Source organism: Polaribacter sp. Z022 (assembly GCF_023555495.1).
In the GTDB taxonomy this organism is placed as follows: domain Bacteria; phylum Bacteroidota; class Bacteroidia; order Flavobacteriales; family Flavobacteriaceae; genus Polaribacter.
In genome coordinates, this window is record NZ_JALCZO010000003.1 from 364,321 (window position 1) to 380,275 (window position 15,955).

Sequence of the window (15,955 nt, forward strand, 5' to 3'; positions counted from 1 at the left end):
TTTTAAAAAAATCCATCAATGAACTTGATGGATTTTTTTTATGCTTCTTCATTTTTTAGAACTCTTAAAAGGTACATCAATATTAAAACACCAACTAATGCAAAAATTGTAGTTGTGTACCAAGTAAATTCAAAACCAAATTCATCAACCATTTGCATACCTACATTATGACTAAAAATATGTGACAATGAAAATGAAATACTATAAAGAGCCATATATTCTCCTTGATTTCCTTTTTTTGCTCTTTCCACTGCAAAAGCATTAGAAAAAGGAAATGCTATCATTTCTCCTATTGTCATTAATAACATTCCAATTATTAAAATACCTACCCAACCAGTTAAATTTAATACGATAAAACTTAAAGCAGTTAAAAACAAACCAAGAGTAATTAATTTTACTTTAGATTTTTTAGTGTCTTCTAACCATTTAATTAAAGGCATTTCTAAAAGAAATATAAAAAACCCATTAAAGCCCATTAACAAACCTATTTCAAATTCTGATAAGAAATGGATGTCTTTATAATACAATGGCATTGTAGAAAAGTATTGTAAGAATACAAATCCGAAGATAAACATGGCAATAAAGAAAATCCAAAATGCTTTGTCTTCATAAGCAGAAACAGGGTTTTCTACTTTTACCTCATCTTGTACTTTAGCTTTTTTAGGATGCAAAACTTTTAGCAATAAAAATGCTGCTAATACACACGTAATTCCATCTGTCCAAAATAAACCTTCATAACCAATACCAGTAATTATTAAACCACCAATTGCTGGTCCTGCAGAAAAACCTAAATTAATTGCCAAACGAATTAATGTTACAGAACGTGTCTTGTTTTCTGGCTTACTGTATGCACTTAAGGCAACAAACATTGCTGGTCTAAAAGAATCTGCAACCAACATAACAAAAAATATACCTGCACAAAAACCATAAAAAGTAGTTGCATATTGTAGTGCAACAAATAAAACACCTGTTAACAAAAGGCTTACATACATTACCTTGTAATAACCTATTTTATCAGTTAATTTTCCTCCAATCCAAGTTCCTACTACAGAACCTAAACCAAAAAAAGACATAATCCAACCAACATCAGTTAACGAAAAATTTAAACTTTTTGTTAAGTAAAGTGATAGAAAAGGAATAACCATTGTTCCTGATCTGTTTATAAAAGTGATTAAAGATAACCACCAAACTTCTTTAGAGAGACCTCTAAAAGTATTTATGTAATTATTGTATAGTTTTATCATGATTAGTTGTTGTATAAAAATAAAAAAGTCCGACTTTGAAGTCGGACTTTTATAATTGTTTGATTTTATATTGATATTATCAAAACATATTTACAGACCGATTTTCTCGTGTTTTACACGATAACTTGGTAATATATGTTAAGACTTGATACATTTTATTTCTTTTAAGATGGGATAAATCTACATAAAATAATTGAAAATTGTATTTTTGAGATGTAAATAAATTATTATGAATAAAAAACACATTGTTATTTTAAGTCTTATTTTTTTAATTTCTTGTGGAAGTGGAAAATCTTTTCAAAGTTTTTTTAATGACCACAAAAGAGATTTAGGCGTTACTGCTTTTCAGGTTCCAAATTTCATGAGGGCTTTGTTAACAAACATTTCTCCAGAAATAAATAATCTTTTTGGCAATGTAAAAGATTTTAAATTTATAACATTTAATGACATTTCTACTACCAAACAAAATACTTTAATTGAAGAAATGGACTTAGTAACTGCTAATAATTTTACAGATATACTTAGAACAAATACTGTTGATAAAACAAAAATTATATCTGTAAAAGAAAATGGTGATGTTGTTACACAAGCAATCATTTTTAATTCTACTTTAGCTAAAACATCTGTAATTTATTTAAAAGGTAATTTTGATCCAAATAAAATAAAGCAACTTTCAGAAACCAATCAATTTGAAGATTTATCAAATAAATTATTGCAAAACTATCAACCAAAATCTATAACTCCTGGTTTTAACCCTAACTAAACAATGAAAAAACTACTTCTTTTATCTACTCTAATTTTTTCTTTAATTTCTTGTAACTCTCAAGGAAAACGTAAAATAATGGGAGAAACAACTTATCAAAAAGAGTTAAACGCAAGTTATAAAGACGCTTCTAAATCTCCTTTAAAAAAGAAAGATTTAAAAAACTTTAAAGGATTAGAATTTTTTAAAATTGATTCTTCTTTTGTAATAAAAGCAAACTTTACAAAAATAGAAAATGCTCCTACTTTTGAAATGGCTACTACAACAGACAGGAAACCTTTATACAAAGAATTTGGTTTGGTAAATTTTACTCTAAATGGTAAAGATTGCCAATTAACAATTTACCAAAGTCAAGATGATTTACGTGACGAAAAATATAAAGATTATTTGTTTTTACCTTTTACAGATAATACTTCTGGAGGAGAATCTTATGGAGGTGGACGTTATATGGATATAATGATTTCTGATATTAAAACTGATAATACTGTAACATTAAATTTTAATAACACATACAACCCTTATTGTGCTTATAATGATAAATATTCTTGCCCATTAACTCCTAGAAAAAACCATTTAGATATAGAAATTAAAGCAGGTATAAAAGTTTTTAAGAAACATTAAAAATGAATATTACTTCATTTTTTTATTGGTTATATATAAACCATAAAAAACACTGAAGATAATTTTAAACCCAAAAAAGTTTTTCCATTTACCGTCAGAAAAATTATTCTTATTCAACGTTTCAAAATCTCCAGAAAATATTTCTGAAGAACTATTTATTAGCAAAGAAATTACTGTAACTATCACAAAAAAAGGGATGGCTACTTTTGCAAAGTTAGACCAAAACTCAGGTTGTTTTATTTTATTTAGAAATGCCATTATTTTAATTTTTTATTATTGTGATGACGATCGTGATCGCGTTTTGTTTTAATATCTAATTTCTTTTCAAAAGCGTCTTGTAAATTAACACCTGTTTGGTTTGCTAAACATAAAACCACAAACATAACATCTGCTAATTCTTCTCCTAAATCTTTATTTTTATCAGATTCTTTTTCACTTTGTTCTCCATAACGTCTTGCAATAATTCGTGCAACCTCTCCTACCTCTTCTGTAAGTTGTGCCATATTTGTTAGCTCATTAAAATAACGAACTCCATGATTTTTAATCCAATCATCAACTTGTTTTTGAGCGTTTTCTATGTTCATTTTATTTATTTAAATAATTAAAAAATTACATTTCAAAGATATAATTTCTAAAATACATTCGTTTATTTGTTAATGTAAAAAACATACTTACAAAACTGGTTTTTAAGATTTTTTATTGATGAAAAATCTAAAAATTCATAACTACACCAAAACTTTGTGGTGTAAATTGAAAATCCCAAGCTACTTTTTTCTTTTTTCGTTTGTCATTGTATTTTTCATCGTATTTTCTATCTAAATATCTATCAATAGTTTCTACAATAAAAATACTTAATGCTGTAGAAAAAACAACATCAGACAACCAATGAAAACGATCTACAATTCTTGCAAAACCAGGAATTGAACCTACAGTATACAAACCAGCTTTTATCCAAGGATTATCAAAATGTTTCGCTAAAACATACGCATTTGTAAAACCTAACATTACATGGCCAGAAGGAAAAGAATCATAATTATAAACTCTGTCAAAATGCAAAGGATCAAAAACATTTTTACCAACATTTGCTTTTGGTCTTGCTCTACCAATAATTCTTTTAGAAACTTGTTGCAATAATCCTGCTGCAGATGCAGACGATATTAACAACACACCTGTTCTTCTTAATTTGGGGTTTTTGGTAAAAAGTCCAACCAAATATACAGCTCCTGTTAATCTAAAATTTGTATTTGGGCCTCCATATTCATTTCCATAATCTGTTAACCAACGAGGCACATCTCCTCTCCAATTATTTGCCCAATTATCTACATTATCATCAATTGTGTATAGAGCTGCAGTTCCTGCTGCTATTAACCCAAAATTAGCAAATTGATCTTTTTTCCAATACAAAGGTCTAGAGTAGGCATACCCCATTCCTCCAGCAATATTACCCAAATCATACGTAAATTCTTGCCATAAGTTTCGCTCTTTATTTATATTTAAAGAATACTTAGAATCTTGACTAAAAACAAAATTTACAACTAATAAAAAAGTGATTGATAAGGCTATTTTTTTCTTCATATTAGTTTATACTACTTTAAAAAATCGCAAACTTCGTTATAAAATTGTTTCGGATTTTCTGCATGTAACCAATGACCTGCATTTTTAATTTCTATGATTTTTGAATTTGGAAAATGAGCTTCTATAATTGGCTCTTCATTTTCTGTAATATAATCAGATTTATCACCTTTTAAAAACAAGGTTTCTTTTTCAAAAACTGTAAAAGGTGGCAACGCTTCACCAACTTCTGGATTGTTTTCTGTTAAAGACTCTAAATTAAAACGATAAGCTAATTGTCCTTTTTCTTTCCAAAAAACATTCTTTAATAAAAACTGACGTACACCAAAATCTGGAATTAATTTGGCTATTTTTTTATCAACTAAAGTTCTTGTATTTTCAATAGAAAAATCAACCGAATTTAAACCTGCTAAAATTGCATTATGATGTGGTTGATACATTCTTGGAGAAATATCTACTACAATTAATTTTTCTACCAATTCTGGATATGTAACTGCAAACAACATGGCAGTTTTCCCTCCCATAGAATGACCAATAATTTCAACTTTTTCTAATTGATGAAACTGAATATAGTTAAATAAATCTTCAACTAAAACTTCATAATTAAATTCATCTTCATGAAAACTACGTCCATGATTTCTTTGATCTATTAAATGAACTTGAAAATCTTCAGCAAACTGATTTCCTAATGACTTCCAATTATCAGACATTCCAAAATAACCATGTAAAATTAACAATGGTTTTCCTTCTCCTTTTATTGTAGAATGTAAAATTTCCATTTTATTGTAGTTTGTGTAAATACATGTTTACAACATTTTCTAGCCCTAAATACAAACTTTCTGCAATTAAAGCATGACCTATAGACACTTCTGCCAAATTAGGAATATTCTGTTTAAAGAATTTAATATTGTCTAAACTTAAATCATGTCCTGCATTAATACCCAAGCCTAAATCATGAGCTAAAACAGCAGCATCTGCATAAGATTTTACAATTTCTTTATTTCCTAAATCAAATTGAGTTGCAAAATCTTCTGTATACAATTCTATTCTATCTGCCCCTGTTTTTGCAGCAGCTTCAATTAATTTTAAATCTGTATCAATAAAAATAGACGTTCTTATATTATTTTCTTGAAACTCTTTAATTACTTCTTGCAAAAAAGATTGATGTTTAATAGTATCCCAACCAGCATTCGATGTAATAGCATCAACAGCATCTGGCACTAAAGTAACCTGGGTTGGTTTAACTTCTAATACTAAATCCATAAAAGATTTAATAGGATTTCCTTCAATATTATATTCTGTAGTAACAATATTTTTTAAATCTCTTGCATCTTGATAACGAATATGTCTTTCATCTGGTCTTGGATGAATTGTAATTCCTTGAGCACCAAATTCTTCTATATCTTTTGCAACTTTTAAAAGATTAGGTACATCTCCTCCTCTAGAATTTCTTAAAGTTGCTATTTTATTAATATTTACACTTAACTTTGTCATGGTCTAAAATTAGATGGCAAAGATAATTTATTAAATCATTTATCCTATATTCGTAAAGCATGAATATGAACGATTACATTTTAGAAGAAATTAAACCAATTCGTTTAACGGAACCTGTAAAAAATGCCCAAAAGGTGTTTAAAAATTATCCTATTACTCATTTTCCAGTAATAGAAAACAATAAGTTACTAGGTTCTTTTGCAGAAGAAGATATACAAACTATAGAAAACAAAGAAGATGAATTGGCTAGTTATGCTCATTTATTAAATTCTTTTTTTGCAGATGAAAAAGCAACTGTTTTAGAATTGCTAAAGATTTTTGCAGATAATGACACTAATATCATTCCTATTTTAAACGAATTTAACGACTATATTGGTTATTTTGATTTAAGAGACATTTTAGATGTTTTTTCTACTAGTCCATTTATGATTGAAGAAAGTGAGACTTTAGTGATAGAAAAAATGAGAAATGAATATTCTATGAGTGAAATTGTTCAAATCATTGAAGCAAGTGGAGGCAAATTGTTAGGATTGTATGTTTCAGAAAAATCTGCAAACACAACCCAAATTACCATTAAAGTAATTACTGATGAAATAAACGAAATCATGCAAACTTTTAGACGATATGATTATAAAATTATATCTATGCATGAGAATGATATATATTTAGAAGATTTAAAAAACAGATCTGAATATTTACAAAAATACTTAGAAATGTAAACCTATAATTTAGGTGATAAGTAAAAAATAATATTTTGAAAAAAGCAGCAATTTACGGTCAATCTTACGCTATTACTTCTGAAAAAGAAATAAAAATTTTATTAGATGTTTTAGAAAAAAATAACATTGATTTCTACATAGAAAATGAATTCTATAATTTACTTATAGAAAACAAAGTTTTAAAAGATAGTTACAAATCATTTGTAAGTTTTAACGACTTAGATAATTCTTTTGACATTATGTTTACCATTGGTGGAGATGGTACTTTTTTACGATCTGCAACACATATTAGAGATTTAAATATTCCCATTTTAGGAATAAATACAGGAAGATTAGGTTTTTTAGCAATTGTACCAAAAGATGTAATAGAAGAGAGTTTAAATCTTGTAATTAATGGTAATTATACCATACAAGAAAGAACACTTTTATCTGTAAGAACAGAACCAAAAACTCCAGAGTTTTCTGAACTTAATTTTGCTTTAAATGAAGTTACAGTTGCTAAGAAAAACACAACATCTATGATTGGTGTAAAAACCTCTTTAAATGATGAATATCTTACTAATTATTGGGCAGATGGTTTAATTATTTCTACCCCAACAGGTTCTACAGGATATTCATTAAGTTGTAATGGTCCTGTAATTTTACCAGATTCTAAAAACATAGTTATAACACCAATTGCTCCTCATAATTTAAATGCAAGACCAATGGTTATATCTGATGAAACAAAAATTAAATTAGAAGTAGATTCTAGAGAAAAAAGTTATTTAATTTCTTTAGATTCTAGAGTAACTACTGTACCCAAAGACACCAAGATATTTATAGAAAAGAACAACTTTACTATAAAAAGTATTTTACCTAAAAATCAATCATTTTTAAAGACCTTAAGAAGTAAACTTTTATGGGGAGAAGACATTAGAAACAAAACCAATCTTTAACAAGTTACTTACAATATTTTCATAAAAAAGTTGTTATTCAAAAAAGACTGAGTATTAACTTTATAAAGCAATTAGAAATCCCTATATTTGCTCGCTATTTTTTAGAATGAAACATAGAATTTTATTTTTTTTATTTGTAAGTTTTACCTCATTAATTATGGGGCAAATACATGAAGTGGGTGTATCTTTAGGTGGCACAAACTACGTTGGTGATATTGGTAGAAACACATACATTTACCCAAACAAACCTGCTGGTGCAGCTTTTTACAAATACAATTGGAATCCAAGAATTGCATTAAGAGCAACTTTTAGTTATTTACCAATTTCTGGTAATGACTTAGATGCAGATACTTCATTTAGAAAAAATAGAACTACTGGAGCTTTAAATTTTACGAACGATATTAAAGAGTTAGCATTAGGTTTAGAATATAATTTTTATGACTATGATTTATCATCTGATGATAAAACATGGACACCATATATTCTTTTAGAACTGGTTGGTTTTAACTATACAAATGTACAGTCTTATGATACCTCTGGACAAATTGTATATGGAAATAAAACATCATATGCTCTTCCTTTCGGATTAGGTTTTAAATCAAAATTATATGGAACTTTAGCTTTTGCTCTTGAAGCAAAATTTAGATATACTTTTGAAGATGATTTAGATTATGTTTCTAATAAATCTCCAAATATTAATTTAGAAGGAACAGGAAATGATTGGTATATGTTTACAGGAATTTCTGTAATTTATACATTTGGTAGACCTGCTTGCTATACAAAAGGATTATAAAAAATATGGATAAAAAACTACAAATCGATTTACAAAAAACTCCTAAACATGTTGCCATTATTATGGATGGTAATGGACGTTGGGCCAAAGGTATAGGGATGAATAGAATTTTTGGCCATAGAAATGCATTAACTGCTGTAAGAGAATCTATTGAGGCTGCAGCAAAAATAAATGTAGAAGCAATTACACTTTATGCTTTTTCTACAGAAAATTGGAATAGACCTAAATTAGAAGTAGAAGGTTTAATGCAACTACTTATATCTTCACTAAAAAAAGAATTACCAACTTTTCAAAAAAATGAAGTTAAAGTTAATGCAATAGGTAATATAGAAAGTTTACCAAAAAAAGCTCAAAATACTTTAGCAGATGTAATTAATCAAACAAAAGATAATTCTAGAATAACTTTAACTTTAGCTTTAAGTTATGGTTCTAGAGAAGAAATTGTTAACACTATTAAAAACATATCTAAAAAAGTTGTTAATAAAGAGCTTAATATCAAAGAAATTGATGAAAAAACTATAAATAATCATTTATATACGTTTAATTTGCCCGACGTTGACTTAATGATAAGAACTAGTGGAGAACAACGCATTAGTAATTTCTTATTATGGCAATTGGCATATGCCGAATTATATTTTACAGATGTACTTTGGCCAGATTTTAGAGAAGAGCATTTTTATGATGCAATTATTGATTACCAGAATAGAGAACGAAGATTTGGAAAAACAAGCGAACAAATTACAGAATAGATTTTTTATGAAACTATTTTCTGCATTAATAATGCTAACAGCATTATTTTCTACTTTTAACACAAAAGCACAAACAACTAAAGACAGTTTATCTATTGTAAAAAAAGATACTACTACTGTTAAAAATCTAACTTTTGAAACTGGTAAAGAATATACTCTTGGAGGAATTTCTGTAACCGGGTTAAAAAAGTTTAGCGAAGAAACTGTAAGAGTTTTTACAGGACTTAGAAATGGACAAATTATTAAGCTTCCTGGAGATAAGCTTACCAGTGCTATAAAAAAACTTTACGAAAGTAAACAATTTAGTAATGTTGATGTTTACTTAGCTAAATTAGATGGAGATACTGTTTATCTTCAATTTGATGTTCAAGAATTGCCACAATTAAACTCTGTAAAAATTTCTGGAATTAAAAAAGGTAAAGCAAAAGAATTAAAAAAAGATGCCGAATTAAAAGTAGGTGCTATGGTTACAGATAACTTAATTGTAACCACAAAAAACTATTTCACAAAAAAATACACAGACAAAGGTTTCTTAAAAACTAAAGTTAGTTTAGATGTAAAAACAGATACTGCTGATGCAAACGTTGTTAATATGGCTATTCATATTTATAAAGGAAGAAAAATAAAAATCAAAGACATTATTTTTACAGGTAATAAAGCGCTTTCTGGTACTAAACTAAGAAAAGCTATGAAAAATACCAAAGAAAAATTAATTGGTCGTTTCTGGAAAGGCTCTAAATATATTGAAGAAGATTACCAAGAAGATTTAGAAAGTATATTAGATAAATATAGTAGATTAGGTTATAGAGATGCTCGTATTTTAAGTGATAAAATTACTTGGAATGATGACAATACAATAAATATTAATTTAGAATTAGAAGAAGGTAGACAATATAGATTTGCAGAAATCTTATTTGTTGGAAACAAAGAATATACAGATGAACAACTTCAAAGATATTTAAAAATTGAAAAAGGAGATGTTTATAATGGTGCAGTTTTAAAAGAACGTGTAAAAGGAGATGGAACACCTACATCTCAAGATATTTCTACACTATACCAAGACAATGGTTTCCTTTTCTCTTCTGTTGATGCAATAGAAACAAAAGTTAAAAACGATTCTATTACTGTAGAAATTAGAGTAAGAGAAGATGAAAAAGCACGTATTAAAAAAGTAACTGTTTCTGGTAATGACAAAACAAACGATCATGTTTTATTTAGAGAACTACGTGTAAAACCAGGAGATTTATTTAGCAGAAGTGCCATAATTAGATCTATTAGAGAAATAGGACAATTAGGTTTCTTTGATTCTAATGTTTCTCCAGATGTTGTGCCAGATTATCAAAACAAAACTGCAGATATAGATTTTACTGTTGCAGAAAAAGGTGGAAGCCAAATAGAACTACAAGGTGGTTATGGTGGTGGCTCTTTTATTGGTACTTTAGGTTTATCTTTTAATAATTTTTCTATTAAAAACATATTCAATAAAGAAGCGTACAAACCATTACCAATGGGAGATGGTCAAACTTTAGCATTAAGACTACAAACAAGTAGAACTTATAGTACTTATAGTTTTTCATTTACAGAACCTTGGTTAGGTGGTAAAAAACCAAAATCTTTATCATTCTCTATTTATTCATCTACTCAATATCAGTTAAACTACACAACTTATGATGTTGATAAAAGTAAAAGTTTAGGAATTTTAGGAGCTTCTATTGGTTTGGGGCAACGTTTAAAATGGCCAGATGATTATTTCCAATTATCTCAAACAATAGCTTACCAAAGTTTTAATTTAAATGATTATGGTTTTAGAGTGGGTGATGCTATTTTAAACAATGGTACTTTAAACAATCTATCTTATAACGCAACACTTTCTAGAAACTCTGCAGGTCCAAGTTTAATTTTCCCTACTTATGGTTCTGAGTTTTCTTTAGGTATAAAAGCAACTTTTCCTTATTCTTTAGTAAATGGAAAAGATTATTCTGAACCAAGTGGATTAACTGACACTGAGAAAAATGACTTTTTTGCTGATAAATATAAATGGTTAGAATACTATAAATTTAGTGCCAAAGGTAAATGGTATACATCTTTTACTGATAAATTAGTTTTAATGACAAATGCAGAATTAGGTTACCTTGGTTACTATAATTCTGAAGTAGGGTTATCTCCATTTGAAAGATATTATGTTGGAGGAGATGGAATTGCACAATTTCAATTAGATGGTAGAGAAACTATTGGTTTAAGAGGTTATGAAAACAACCAATTATCTTCTGCTCAAGGTGGATCTATTTATAATAAGTTTCAATTAGAATTAAGATATTCTATTACAGATTCTCCTTCTGCATCAATTTATACACTAGGGTTCTTAGAAGCTGGTAATTCTTATGACAATTTTAACCAATTTAATCCGTTTGATTTAAAACGTTCAGCTGGAGTTGGTGTAAGAATATTTATGCCTGCATTTGGTTTATTAGGAATTGACTTTGCTCATGGTTTTGATCCATTACCAGGAGAAAGTGTAAAATCTGGTTGGCAAACACATTTTATTATTGGAAGACAGTTCTAAGAAAACACTAACTTTGTAAGGAAAAAGTTTTTTGGCACGGTTTTTTCTAAATACATTATACAAATGAAAAAAATATTTTTATTAGTCGTTCTTTTATTTACTGTTAGTATTTCTTGGTCTCAAAGAAATCAAATTATTGCTTATATAGATATGGAGTATATTCTAGAAAATGTTCCAGAATATCTTGAAGCACAAAATACTCTTGATGCTAAAATTGCCAAATGGAGAAAAAAATTAGATGAACAAGCAAGACATATAGAAATATTAAAATCTGATTTAGCAAGTGAAAAAGCTATTTTAACAAAAGACTTGATTGAAGAAAAAGAAGAAGAAATAACTTTAAAGCAAGTTGAGTTAAGAAGATTAGAGTCTTTATACTTTGGTCCTAATGGAGATATGTTTTCTGTTAGAAAGCAATTAGTAAAGCCAATTCAAGATCAGGTTTACAATGCAATTCAAAGTATTTCAAAGAGAAAAAAATACGATTTTGTTTTTGATAAATCTAGTGAATTAGTCATGCTATATTCAAATAAAAAATACGATATTAGCGACCTTGTTTTAGCAACTATAGATAGAACAAGATTAAAAGACAAAAAAGCTAAATTAAAGAACACAAAAAAGGTTGTTCCTAAAAAGGAATTAACAACAAAACAAAAAGATGCTATAAATAAAAAAGAAGATGCTAAAGCAAAAAAATTGGCTGAAGCAGAAGCTAAAAAGAAATTAATAGCAGAAAAAAGAGCAGAGTTACTTAAAAAGCGTGAAGAAAAAAGAAAGCTTTTAAGAGAGAAAAAAGAAGCCTTGAGATTGAAAAAAGAACAAGCAAAAAAAGACAAGAATAATAATTAAATCAAAACAAGAATGAAAAATTTTAAAACGTTACTATTAATTGCTGTATTTACTTTAGGGGTGGCTGGTGTTGCAAATGCACAAAAAGTAGGTCATATAAACTTTGAAAAGCTAGTTGCAGAAATGCCACAAACTAAAGCTTTAAAAGTTACCATGGAAAAATTAAGCAAAACATACCAGGATGAAATTACAGGTATGGAAAAGAAAATTGAAGCTACACAAAAAAAATATGTTGCTGAGTCTAAAACTCAAACACAAGCTACAAACGATAAAAGAGCTAAAGAATTACAAGGTGAAGCTGCAAAATTAGAGCAAGCAAGAAGATTTGCTTACCAAGATATGCAGAAAAGACAAAATGAAGGACTACAACCAATTATTGAAAAAGCTCAAAAAGCAATTGAAGATGTAGCTGCTTCTAAAGGAGTTTTATATGTATTAGATTCTTCTGTAGGGAAAGGATTACTTGTAAAAAAAGGAGAAGATTTATTTAACGCAGTAAAAGCTAAATTAGGATTTTAATTAAACCTAAATAATTATACAAACTAAAACCTACTGAATTTCAGTAGGTTTTTTTATTTTTACAAAACATGGTAAAACAAAACAATTTTCCTATTGGTATTTTCGACTCTGGTGTTGGAGGAACTTCTATTTGGAAAGAAATTAACGCACTTTTACCTTTAGAGAGTACAATTTATTTATCCGATAGTAAAAACGCTCCCTATGGCAATAAAACAAAAGAATCTATTATAGATTTATCAATTAAAAATACAGAGTTTTTACTCAATCAAAATTGTAAATTAATTGTTGTTGCTTGTAATACTGCTACTACAAATGCTATTAAAGTTTTAAGAGAAAAATACAAGGTTCCTTTTATTGGAATAGAACCAGCTATTAAACCTGCTGCACTGCAAACAAAAACAAATACTATTGGTATTTTAGCTACTAAAGGTACTTTAAATAGTGAGCTATTTGAAAAAACGTCAAATACTATCAATAAAAAAATAATTAGAAAAGAGATTATTGGTAAGGGCTTGGTAGAACTAATAGAAAATGGGAAATTAAATTCGGATGAAATGACAAATCTGTTATCTTCATACATTATTCCTTTGATAAAACAAAACGCAGATTGTTTAGTTTTAGGATGCACACACTATCCTTATTTAATTCCTCAAATAAGAAAAATTGTAGGAAATAAAATTCAAATTATAGACTCTGGTGAAGCTGTTGCTAAACAAACAAAATCTATTTTAGAAAAAAATAATTTAATAAATTCAAAAGCAGAAAATGTATTTCATAATTTCTTTATCAATCAGGATAAAAAAGTTTTAGAAATGTTAATTACAAAAACTGATAATAAATTTGTAAAAATTACTGAAAAAGATTTTTAAAACCTACCTAAATTAGAATTGATATTAGGACAAGCTGCTCCTCTTTGTACTCTTTCCCATAAATTTATACCTACAGAAATTTGGTGAAAACCAGTGTTTGTTAAAACAATATCATTCATTTGTTTAGTATACGTATAAGAGAACATTAAATTATTAAAATTTAATCCTATTATTGGAGAAATATATTGAGAATTATCTATTGAGTTTGTATCAAAACTTTTTCTATATGAAAGTACTGCCCAAATTTGTGTTTTAGAAAAAGTTTTATAAGCTTTTAAATTAAAATCAGCAATTTTTTGCCCTGTACTTTGTCTTAACTGAACCATAATAGAAGGTTCTAACTGAATATAATTATCTTCTCCATAATAATATCCTGCAGAAAATATATAGTTTCTTAAATCTAATGGTTCTTGTACGTTAAGATTATTTTTAGCCGTTAATAATAAATTTTTTATTGTAAAATAAGAAGAAAATCCACCTCTGTGATAAGCAACACTAAAATCTGCATTATAATAACTTGTACTTTGTATAATTGCTGCAACATCTGTATTACCAAAAGTTCTTTGATCTGCTTGATTTTGAACAAAAGAAAAAGACAAACCAAAAGATAATTGTTCAAAGAAACGACCTGAACTTAATGGCAAGTGGTAAGAATAGGTACCTTGTAATCCTTTTTGTGAATGAAATCCGTTTTTATCATTAAACAAAACAAATCCATAACCTGCTTTAGACTCCTCTCCAAATTTAGTATGAAAACTTAATGTTTGTAAAGCTGGTGCATTGGGTATACCTGCCCATTGTTGTCTTGCAGTCATACGTAGTTTACTAGAATTTCCAATACCTGCTGCAGAAGGATGTACTAAATAAACATTGTCAGATAAGTAATCTTGATATATAGGTAAAGTTTCTTGAGAGTAATTTTTTAAAGAAAAAAATAAAACACATAAAAAACAGATTCGTAGCAAATTTAACTTCATTAAAGTGATATTATTTTAAAGTCTTCAAATATATAGATTTTATAATTATAAATACTTTACTCTATAAACATTTAACACTGTAATAAAACTTAAAATTTAATGATTTATTGTATTAAATAAACCTCTTATATATAGTAGTTTATTAATGACATGCATTATTATTAGTAACAAGATCTAAAACTGGTTCTGGTGATACATAAGGTATCCCCAAACCTAAGCCTCTAAGAATAAATAATACACCAATTAAGACAACTACAATTGGTATTACTTTCTGAATTTTTTTTCTAAATGTTCCTTTGGTAAAATTTCCTAAATAAACTACTGCAGTCATTAATGGTATTGTACCCAAACCAAACAAAAACATATACAAACTACCTGAAAATGCATTTGTTGTGGCTAAAGCCCCAAATACAGCCATATATACTAAACCACAAGGCAAAAAACCGTTTAAAAAACCAATGGTAAAAAAAGTATCATTTCGTTTCTTTTTAAGCTCTTTTCCTAAAGCATTTTTTACTTTAAAAATAATTTTATTTAAACTTTTAGATAAGTTTACTCTGGCAAATAGTTTTGGAAATAAGATTACTAAAATCATACTTATACCAACAATTATAGATAATTGTTGTTGAAATCCGAAGAAATAAAAACCTTTCCCTAAAAAACCAAATAGTAATCCAATTAAACTATAGGTTAATAATCTGCCTAAGTGATAACTTAAAATTTGGAAAAAACCTTTTGTAGAATTTTGCCTGTCAATTGGCAACATAAATGCTATTGGGCCACACATTCCAATACAATGAAAGCTTCCTAATAATCCAAAAACGACAGCAGAAAGAAACATTAAAGGTTTAATTCTTTTTTAAATAAATAATCTTTACTTTTATAGTTCCAAGAAATAGTAATATTCCAACGACCATCTAACAAACGTTTCTCAGGCACGAGCAAATATGTATTAGAAATTGAAATTGGCATTTCAAAATCTAATTGTTTATTAGATGGTCTATATAGGAATATTTTTCCTTTAATTTCATTTTTATCAAAATCTGATGGAAAATATACTTGTAAACCTTCTTTAGTTTTCTTTAATGAAATATTTTCTTCTAGTTTAGCTGCATTTTTAGTTGCATCTATTTGTTGTTGGTATTCTAGTTCTTTTTGGTAATATTGTTCTGTTACCAAATCATGACTATAGTTATTATCTGTACTCATTGTAATAACAAAGTACATGATAAAGCTAATAAACCCAATTATTGCAACTACAATTCCTGTTCCCCAATTAAATTTCATA

At 27.6% G+C, this 15,955-nt stretch carries 19 protein-coding genes; 10 read left to right on the forward strand and 9 right to left on the reverse strand.

Going from position 1 to position 15,955, the window contains the following annotated elements:
* Positions 1–38: 38 nt before the first annotated feature.
* On the reverse strand, positions 39–1,244 hold the full coding sequence (locus tag MPF13_RS08530) for an MDR family MFS transporter (protein WP_249982036.1): 1,206 nt from the start codon (positions 1,242–1,244) through the stop codon (positions 39–41).
* A gap of 229 nt (positions 1,245–1,473) precedes the next feature.
* Between MPF13_RS08530 and MPF13_RS08535 the strand changes: the two genes are divergently transcribed.
* Together MPF13_RS08535 and MPF13_RS08540 are read left to right on the forward strand one after the other, a co-directional pair.
* Entirely contained in the window at positions 1,474–2,007 is a 534-nt protein-coding gene (locus MPF13_RS08535; RefSeq protein WP_249982037.1) for a DUF4252 domain-containing protein, read from the forward strand.
* 3 nt (positions 2,008–2,010) lie between these two features.
* Entirely contained in the window at positions 2,011–2,628 is a 618-nt protein-coding gene (locus tag MPF13_RS08540) for a DUF1684 domain-containing protein (protein WP_249982038.1), read from the forward strand.
* A gap of 9 nt (positions 2,629–2,637) precedes the next feature.
* On the opposite strand, the gene MPF13_RS08545 is transcribed toward MPF13_RS08540, so the two are convergent.
* From MPF13_RS08545 to MPF13_RS08565, 5 genes are all read right to left on the reverse strand, one after another.
* The gene (locus MPF13_RS08545; RefSeq protein ID WP_249982040.1) at positions 2,638–2,886 is read right to left on the reverse strand and encodes a hypothetical protein; all 249 of its coding nucleotides are present in this window, start codon (positions 2,884–2,886) and stop codon (positions 2,638–2,640) included.
* The gene (locus MPF13_RS08550; RefSeq protein ID WP_249982041.1) at positions 2,886–3,212 is read right to left on the reverse strand and encodes a nucleotide pyrophosphohydrolase; all 327 of its coding nucleotides are present in this window, start codon (positions 3,210–3,212) and stop codon (positions 2,886–2,888) included. Before MPF13_RS08550 ends, MPF13_RS08545 begins: the two co-directional genes overlap by 1 nt.
* Before the next feature lie 127 nt (positions 3,213–3,339).
* Positions 3,340–4,203 (reverse strand): phosphatase PAP2 family protein, encoded by an 864-nt coding sequence (locus MPF13_RS08555; protein WP_249982042.1) that lies wholly within the window; start codon positions 4,201–4,203, stop codon positions 3,340–3,342.
* A gap of 11 nt (positions 4,204–4,214) precedes the next feature.
* A complete protein-coding gene (locus MPF13_RS08560; protein WP_249982044.1) occupies positions 4,215–4,979 on the reverse strand; it encodes an alpha/beta fold hydrolase in 765 nt (254 codons plus the stop codon).
* Between the two features lies 1 nt (position 4,980).
* Positions 4,981–5,694, reverse strand: a complete 714-nt coding sequence (locus MPF13_RS08565) for a pyridoxine 5'-phosphate synthase (RefSeq protein ID WP_249982046.1) — start codon at positions 5,692–5,694, stop codon at positions 4,981–4,983.
* A gap of 65 nt (positions 5,695–5,759) precedes the next feature.
* On the opposite strand from MPF13_RS08565, the gene MPF13_RS08570 reads away from it, so the two are divergent.
* The 8 genes from MPF13_RS08570 to murI all read left to right on the forward strand — a co-directional run bounded on the left by MPF13_RS08570 (position 5,760) and on the right by murI (position 13,690).
* The gene (locus tag MPF13_RS08570) at positions 5,760–6,413 is read left to right on the forward strand and encodes a CBS domain-containing protein (RefSeq protein WP_249982047.1); all 654 of its coding nucleotides are present in this window, start codon (positions 5,760–5,762) and stop codon (positions 6,411–6,413) included.
* Positions 6,414–6,448: 35 nt separating this feature from the next.
* Positions 6,449–7,348, forward strand: coding sequence for an NAD kinase (locus MPF13_RS08575; RefSeq protein WP_249982049.1), 900 nt, complete (start codon positions 6,449–6,451; stop codon positions 7,346–7,348).
* 106 nt (positions 7,349–7,454) lie between these two features.
* A complete protein-coding gene (porG, locus tag MPF13_RS08580; protein ID WP_249982051.1) occupies positions 7,455–8,141 on the forward strand; it encodes a type IX secretion system protein PorG in 687 nt (228 codons plus the stop codon).
* Between the two features lie 5 nt (positions 8,142–8,146).
* The gene (uppS, locus tag MPF13_RS08585) at positions 8,147–8,890 is read left to right on the forward strand and encodes an undecaprenyl pyrophosphate synthase (protein ID WP_249982052.1); all 744 of its coding nucleotides are present in this window, start codon (positions 8,147–8,149) and stop codon (positions 8,888–8,890) included.
* Between the two features lie 7 nt (positions 8,891–8,897).
* A complete protein-coding gene (gene bamA / locus MPF13_RS08590; protein ID WP_249982053.1) occupies positions 8,898–11,453 on the forward strand; it encodes an outer membrane protein assembly factor BamA in 2,556 nt (851 codons plus the stop codon).
* A 63-nt stretch (positions 11,454–11,516) separates the two neighbouring features.
* Positions 11,517–12,302 (forward strand): OmpH/Skp family outer membrane protein, encoded by a 786-nt coding sequence (locus MPF13_RS08595; protein WP_249982055.1) that lies wholly within the window; start codon positions 11,517–11,519, stop codon positions 12,300–12,302.
* A 12-nt stretch (positions 12,303–12,314) separates the two neighbouring features.
* Positions 12,315–12,821, forward strand: a complete 507-nt coding sequence (locus MPF13_RS08600) for an OmpH/Skp family outer membrane protein (RefSeq protein ID WP_249982057.1) — start codon at positions 12,315–12,317, stop codon at positions 12,819–12,821.
* A gap of 68 nt (positions 12,822–12,889) precedes the next feature.
* Positions 12,890–13,690: a glutamate racemase gene (murI, locus tag MPF13_RS08605; RefSeq protein WP_249982059.1), complete on the forward strand. Its 801-nt coding sequence runs from the start codon at positions 12,890–12,892 to the stop codon at positions 13,688–13,690.
* On the opposite strand, the gene MPF13_RS08610 is transcribed toward murI, so the two are convergent.
* The 3 genes from MPF13_RS08610 to MPF13_RS08620 all read right to left on the reverse strand — a co-directional run bounded on the left by MPF13_RS08610 (position 13,687) and on the right by MPF13_RS08620 (position 15,954).
* A complete protein-coding gene (locus MPF13_RS08610) occupies positions 13,687–14,667 on the reverse strand; it encodes a PorP/SprF family type IX secretion system membrane protein (protein WP_249982060.1) in 981 nt (326 codons plus the stop codon). The genes murI and MPF13_RS08610 overlap by 4 nt on opposite strands.
* Before the next feature lie 142 nt (positions 14,668–14,809).
* The gene (locus MPF13_RS08615) at positions 14,810–15,508 is read right to left on the reverse strand and encodes a sulfite exporter TauE/SafE family protein (protein ID WP_249982062.1); all 699 of its coding nucleotides are present in this window, start codon (positions 15,506–15,508) and stop codon (positions 14,810–14,812) included.
* Positions 15,508–15,954 (reverse strand): FixH family protein, encoded by a 447-nt coding sequence (locus MPF13_RS08620; protein ID WP_249982063.1) that lies wholly within the window; start codon positions 15,952–15,954, stop codon positions 15,508–15,510. The genes MPF13_RS08615 and MPF13_RS08620 overlap by 1 nt, the downstream gene beginning before the upstream one ends.
* Position 15,955 lies beyond the last annotated feature (1 nt).

Bases quoted from the DNA above. Each gene is read 5' to 3' on its own strand.
- MPF13_RS08545 (WP_249982040.1), bottom strand. From the start codon at position 2,886: ATGGCATTTCTAAATAAAATAAAACAACCTGAGTTTTGGTCTAACTTT.
- MPF13_RS08600 (WP_249982057.1), top strand. From the start codon at position 12,315: ATGAAAAATTTTAAAACGTTACTATTAATTGCTGTATTTACTTTAGGG.
- MPF13_RS08565 (WP_249982046.1), bottom strand. From the start codon at position 5,694: ATGACAAAGTTAAGTGTAAATATTAATAAAATAGCAACTTTAAGAAAT.
- murI (WP_249982059.1), top strand. From the start codon at position 12,890: ATGGTAAAACAAAACAATTTTCCTATTGGTATTTTCGACTCTGGTGTT.
- MPF13_RS08620 (WP_249982063.1), bottom strand. From the start codon at position 15,954: ATGAAATTTAATTGGGGAACAGGAATTGTAGTTGCAATAATTGGGTTT.
- MPF13_RS08615 (WP_249982062.1), bottom strand. From the start codon at position 15,508: ATGTTTCTTTCTGCTGTCGTTTTTGGATTATTAGGAAGCTTTCATTGT.
- MPF13_RS08560 (WP_249982044.1), bottom strand. From the start codon at position 4,979: ATGGAAATTTTACATTCTACAATAAAAGGAGAAGGAAAACCATTGTTA.
- MPF13_RS08610 (WP_249982060.1), bottom strand. From the start codon at position 14,667: ATGAAGTTAAATTTGCTACGAATCTGTTTTTTATGTGTTTTATTTTTT.
- MPF13_RS08540 (WP_249982038.1), top strand. From the start codon at position 2,011: ATGAAAAAACTACTTCTTTTATCTACTCTAATTTTTTCTTTAATTTCT.
- MPF13_RS08595 (WP_249982055.1), top strand. From the start codon at position 11,517: ATGAAAAAAATATTTTTATTAGTCGTTCTTTTATTTACTGTTAGTATT.
- porG (WP_249982051.1), top strand. From the start codon at position 7,455: ATGAAACATAGAATTTTATTTTTTTTATTTGTAAGTTTTACCTCATTA.
- MPF13_RS08535 (WP_249982037.1), top strand. From the start codon at position 1,474: ATGAATAAAAAACACATTGTTATTTTAAGTCTTATTTTTTTAATTTCT.
- MPF13_RS08530 (WP_249982036.1), bottom strand. From the start codon at position 1,244: ATGATAAAACTATACAATAATTACATAAATACTTTTAGAGGTCTCTCT.
- MPF13_RS08570 (WP_249982047.1), top strand. From the start codon at position 5,760: ATGAACGATTACATTTTAGAAGAAATTAAACCAATTCGTTTAACGGAA.
- uppS (WP_249982052.1), top strand. From the start codon at position 8,147: ATGGATAAAAAACTACAAATCGATTTACAAAAAACTCCTAAACATGTT.
- bamA (WP_249982053.1), top strand. From the start codon at position 8,898: ATGAAACTATTTTCTGCATTAATAATGCTAACAGCATTATTTTCTACT.
- MPF13_RS08550 (WP_249982041.1), bottom strand. From the start codon at position 3,212: ATGAACATAGAAAACGCTCAAAAACAAGTTGATGATTGGATTAAAAAT.
- MPF13_RS08555 (WP_249982042.1), bottom strand. From the start codon at position 4,203: ATGAAGAAAAAAATAGCCTTATCAATCACTTTTTTATTAGTTGTAAAT.